The sequence below is a fragment of the Frankia sp. AgB32 genome, from assembly GCF_023243045.1.
Lineage (GTDB): Bacteria > Actinomycetota > Actinomycetes > Frankiales > Frankiaceae > Frankia.
Genome location: NZ_JALKFX010000125.1, coordinates 1 through 5037 on the forward strand (window position 1 = coordinate 1; position 5037 = coordinate 5037).

Below are 5037 nucleotides of genomic sequence, written 5' to 3' on the forward strand. Positions count from 1 at the left end.
CCAGCCGCCGCCGACGCTCGTCCAGATGCGGCAGCAACACCGCGAGCTTCTCCGCCAGGACCACTTCGGTCCCTTCCACCCCCGGAACCCTACCCCCACAGAGCATGATCAAAAGTCGAAGTTGTTTTCCGGCAGCTCCCTGGGGTCAGGGGGAGGGCCGCGATGGCCGGACCGTCTCGTCAGCCGTCATGCCGCCGAGGAGAATGTTGATCAGGTTCTCGGCGCGCTGGTGGATGGTCGGGTCGCCGCGGTGCAGGGTGTAGAGCAGGATCGCGCTGATGATCGCGTCGACCGCGGCTTCCGGATCGGCGTCGCCGCGGAGCTGACCCTGCTGGACGGCGGCGGCCAGCCGGGTCAGCAGGTACTGTCGGTGCGGTTCGGCCAGCAGAGCGTAGAGCCGGTCCGAGTCGTCGTTGTCGGCCGCGGCGATCGTCATGGCGCGGATCAGCGCCGCGGCCGACGGGTCGGCGAGTTGCCTGATCCGCGAGTGGAACCAGGTGCGCAGGTCAACCGCGATGTCGCCGGTGTCGGCCGGGGGATTGACCGGCGTCGGCTGGAGATAGCCCTCGATGATGGCCTCGGTGACCACTGCCGCCTTCGACGACCACCATTTGTACACGGTCTGCCTGCTGACCCCGGCGCCGGCGGCTATTGCCTCGATGGTGAGCTGATCGTAGGTCCCGTTGACCAGTAACGACCGGGTGCTTTCGAGGATCGCGTGATGCCGCAGAGTGCTCCGCGGCCGACCGCGCTGCTTTCCGGTCGTGGCCGGACCCAGTCGGGACTGTCCACGTGACCTCGTGAACTCGGTGCCCCCGGTTTCCGGCCCGTCAGGCGGAACAGTTGCCTGCGACTGCTCGTCCGCTCTCAAGAAACACCTCCCGTACTGAAGCGGAGGAAGGAGAGGCCGTGCTCCCACCCGAAAGCGTACTGACGGCGCCGACACGGTCTGGCGGGGGAGCGCCGTATGGTGGCGGAGCACGGTCCCGCGCGGGCGGGACGACGCACGAGTACCGCGTCGTCCCGCCCGGCGGGACCGTCCGACCTCGACCTCAGCCGTCGGTGGACTGCGCCATCAACCGCTCCGCCGCGCGGGCCATCGCGTCCATGCACTGCGTCAACGCGTAGGCGGGGTTCAGCTCGAGGGCCTTGGTCGGCTCTTCGTAGACCAGCACATGACCGGCCGGGAAGAAGTAGGCCTCGCCGGCCGTGGCGACCTCGTCCGGGATATCGCTGTCCGGGTAGACCGCGCGGATCGTGCCCGAGAAGATGTAGCCGTAGTGCGGGCACGGACAGACGTTGCCCGGCATGCCGCCGATTCGGTAACTCTCGGTGACGTCCATCGGCGCGTCGACCGTGGTGAGGCCGACCTCCATGTCACCCCACTTCTCGGTCCGGAATGCTTCGCCGGCGAAGGGCCAACGGCCGTTTCCACCGGGCGACAGGTCTTCGGGGCGTGCGTGCGGCATGTCCATACTCCTGATCTGGAACTCGACGGGCCGATCGCCGCGTCGTTCTTGGTGGGTTGGTTGTCGCCCTGTCAGCTGGCTGGCCGGGCACCGGCGCACGATCCTGCCGGTCAGCGCCCAACACGTGGAGAAGGCGGGTGCGCTGGCGGAGAACCGGTACCGCCGGAATTCAGGGATCAGTCCTTGGCGGCGGCCTGGCGGGTCTCCAGGCCGGGTAGGTCGCCGGCGGCGCGCCAGTCCTGAAGGAACTGTATGTAATCGCTGGTCGGGCCGAAGAACGGGATTCCGTGGATTGCCGCCTCGGTCATGTCCAGGCGTCCCTCCGCGTTGAAGTAGCCGGGAGTGCACGTGGCGAGGAACATGGCCTGGGCGCCGAGGTGCGCCATCAGCGTCTGGTACCAGGCCTCCTGCGCTTCGGCGGTGACCTCGAACTGCTCGATGCCGTTCTTCTGGCAGGTCGCGATCAGCGAGGCGGCATGCAGGGCCTGTTCGCTCGAAAGGTGGGCGAAGTTGATCGCGGCGGCGGCCTGAACGGTGTGGAAGATCATCAGGTTCGGGAAGCCCCGGGCGGTCAGCCCGTGCAGGGTCGCCGGTCCGTTGGCCCAGGCATCCGTGAGACTGATGCCGTCACGGCCGTGAATCTCGAAACCGAGGCGGCTGGTGTGCGCGGTGCTCACCTCGAACCCGGACGCGTAGACGATGCAGTCCACCGGATAGGACACGCCGTCGACCACGACGGCGTCCTCGGTGATGCGCTCTACGCCCTTTCCTTCGGTATCGACCAGCTTCACGTTCGGACGGTTGAAAGCCGGCAGATACTCGTCGTGGAAGCAGGGGCGCTTACACATCCGATTGTACCAGGGCTTGAGGGCGGCGGCCGTGGCGGGATCCGTGACGACGTCGTCGATGCGGGCGCGGATCGACTCCATCCCCACCAGGTCGAGCGCTTCCTCGGTGTCGCTGGAGACGCCGAAGGCGTTCGGATTGCGGCCGAAGATCTCGGTCCAGCCGTCGTTGACCAGGTCCTCGCTCTGCTCCTCGCCGGAGACGATGCGGGTGAAGTTCTCCATCCGGGCCCGCTGCCAGCCCGGTTCGAGGGTCTTCGCCCACTCCGGATCGGTCGGCTGGTTGCCGCGGACCCCTACCGCGGACGGCGTCCGCTGGAACACGTAAAGCTGCTGCGACGTCTCGGCGAGCCGGGGGATTACCTGCACCGAGGTCGCCCCGGTACCAATCACGGCCACCCGCTTGTCGGCCAGCCCCGCCATCCGCTCCGTCGGGCTGCCCCCGGTGTAGGAGTAGTCCCAGCGGCTGGTGTGGAAACTGCGGCCCTTGAACGTCTCAATGCCGGGGATTCCAGGAAGCTTCGCCTTGTGGAGAATGCCGCCCGCGATGACGATGAAACGGGCCCGGATACGGTCGCCCCGATTGGTCGTGATCTCCCAGCGGCTGCTGTCGTCCTGCCAGCGAACGCCTTCTACCACCGTCTGGAAGAGGGCGGACGGGTAAAGATTGTACTGGCGGCCGATGCGCTGGCACTGAGCGAAGATCTCCGGTGCCTTGGCGTATTTCTCGGTCGGGATGTAGCCAGTTTCTTCCAGTAGCGGCAGGTAGATGTAGGACTCGGTGTCGCAGGCTGCCCCGGGATAGCGGTTCCAGTACCAGGTGCCGCCGAAGTCCCCTGCCTTGTCGATGATGCGGAGATCGGTGATACCGAACTCCACCAGGCGGGCGGCGGTCACCAGGCCGCCCAGTCCGCCGCCGATCATCGCGACGGTTGTCTCCTCGACCACCGGCTCGCGGTGAAAGTCGGGATCGGCGTAGGGATCGCGGTCGAAATCCGCGAAGATGTCCTTGAAGTCGCGGTACTGGTCGGTGCCGTCCGGTCGTAAGCGCTTTTCCCGCTCGGCGCGGTACTTTTCCTTGATCTCGTCTAAGTAGGGTTGCGACGAATTTTCGTCTGCCTGGACCATCCAGATCCTCTCACCACGGACTGGTAAGCCGTTTACGACGTGGGACTGGATGTGCGTACCTGTTCCTGGTCGAGGAACGTCTCGCATCGAGTGGGCGGTCGGCGCCGATGCCGCCCCGACGGGCCGGGCCGCGGGCGTCGACTGGACCGTCAACGTCGGCCGGGCTGTCAGCGTCGTGCGGCTGGGAGCGGTTCGCTCGGGTCGGGATCGGCCGGTACGAGGGCCCATCGATCTTCCCCTTCGACTCTCGGTCGCAGCTCATGCCCGTTCCGCCTGGTGTGGCGGGCTGGCGGCGTCGAGGCTGGCCCCGGGGTGGGTCGCCCTGCACCGCGTGACCTAGGTAATAGTGGACGCTTAGTACGTTAATTAGCCGATGGTAGACCTGTACATCCCCCGAAGGTGCCAGCAAGTGGTGCGACTGACTCCACGCTCAAGATCCGTCGATCCGCGGGTTGCGCCGCAGGTGTGGCACCTGATTTCCTGGGTCAGCGGCGGTTGGATCAGCCCGCGACGGATCAGTCGTGGGCTGCCCTCGCCGGCCGCCACCGGGGTCTCCGCACCATCTGTCAGTCGTCGGGCCCGCCATCTGCTGAATGAGTCGGGTACAATTCCGCAGCTCTGTTGCGATCTAGGTGCGCCCGGCTGACCTGGGTGTGGTCCGTGACCAGCCCGGCAGGCGAACGGCTTACTGCTGGGTCGCGCCCGGTCAGGCCGACGCGGCCTTGCGTCCGGCGGCGGCGAAGCGGGGCGCGAACAGGGCACTGCCCGGGTCTGCGGCCACCCGCTCGATGGCCCGCTGCCACCGGGCAAGATCGTCAGGGGTGGCCATCCCGGCGGCGACCATCGCGTCCCGGGCGGCCCATGGGCCGCCACCCCCGAGAACAGGGGAGACCACCTCATAGCCGCCGTGCCGGTGGATGACCTCCAGGCCGGCCGCTCGCAGGATCGATCCGAGCTGCGGCCCGAGCGCGAGGGCCTTTCCGGCGCGCGCATGGAACTCGGCGTAGCGCGCGTAGAGGTCGGCGAAGTCGACGTCGACCGGATCGAAGCGCAGCGCGGCGGCGTCGCCGTCCATCACGTACAGGCATCCGCCCGGGCGAAGGAGGGCGATCGCATGCCCGATGATCGCGTTGATCTGCGAGCCCGCGTGGACGAGGACGTGGCGCACCATCACGACGTCGAAACCGGACGGCAGACCGGTGTCGGCCGCGTCCGCGTGGACCCATTCGACGTTGCCAACCCCGGCGCGCCGCCCCAGCTCCTCCGCCGCCGCCAGTGACGGCGCGTCCTGGTCCACCCCCACCACGGCGCCGGCGGCACCGACCAGCCTGGCCATCTCGACCGAGACCGCTCCCGGTCCGCAGCCGAGATCGACGATCCGGGCCCCGGGCCCGATGCCGCACTCGGCCCAGACCTCGGCCTCGGCGCGCACCGCCCGCCGGGCCATCAGCTGGTAGCGCTCGACCTCAGCGTCACTGATCCGTAGCGCGTAGGCCGTAATGCCACTCTCGGAGTTCGATTCATCACTCATGTGGTCAGCTTATGGCCGTTGTTTTCCGGGTCCGAATCCGGCCTGTTGCCACCTCCATTCCCGA

The 5037-nt window shown here is 67.7% G+C and carries 4 protein-coding genes and 1 pseudogene; all 5 read right to left on the minus strand.

Annotation, left to right across the window (positions count from 1 at the left end):
* Positions 1–145: 145 nt before the first annotated feature.
* The 5 genes and pseudogenes from MXD60_RS29570 to MXD60_RS25785 all read right to left on the minus strand — a co-directional run bounded on the left by MXD60_RS29570 (position 146) and on the right by MXD60_RS25785 (position 4973).
* Positions 146–589 carry a TetR-like C-terminal domain-containing protein gene (locus MXD60_RS29570; protein WP_248822200.1) on the minus strand — a complete coding sequence of 148 codons (444 nt, stop codon included), beginning with the start codon at positions 587–589 and terminating at the stop codon, positions 146–148.
* A 48-nt stretch (positions 590–637) separates the two neighbouring features.
* Positions 638–982: pseudogene (locus MXD60_RS30105) on the minus strand (hypothetical protein); the annotation flags it as partial.
* A 70-nt stretch (positions 983–1052) separates the two neighbouring features.
* A complete protein-coding gene (locus MXD60_RS25775; protein WP_248822202.1) occupies positions 1053–1469 on the minus strand; it encodes a cupin domain-containing protein in 417 nt (138 codons plus the stop codon).
* 176 nt (positions 1470–1645) lie between these two features.
* Positions 1646–3442 (minus strand): flavin-containing monooxygenase, encoded by a 1797-nt coding sequence (locus tag MXD60_RS25780; RefSeq protein ID WP_248822204.1) that lies wholly within the window; start codon positions 3440–3442, stop codon positions 1646–1648.
* Between the two features lie 706 nt (positions 3443–4148).
* Positions 4149–4973, minus strand: a complete 825-nt coding sequence (locus MXD60_RS25785) for a methyltransferase domain-containing protein (protein ID WP_248822206.1) — start codon at positions 4971–4973, stop codon at positions 4149–4151.
* Between the last annotated feature and the right edge of the window lie 64 nt (positions 4974–5037).

Coding starts and splice junctions, on each gene's coding strand:
- MXD60_RS25780 (WP_248822204.1), bottom strand. CDS start 3,442: ATGGTCCAGGCAGACGAAAATTCGTCGCAACCCTACTTAGACGAGATC.
- MXD60_RS25775 (WP_248822202.1), bottom strand. CDS start 1,469: ATGCCGCACGCACGCCCCGAAGACCTGTCGCCCGGTGGAAACGGCCGT.
- MXD60_RS25785 (WP_248822206.1), bottom strand. CDS start 4,973: ATGAGTGATGAATCGAACTCCGAGAGTGGCATTACGGCCTACGCGCTA.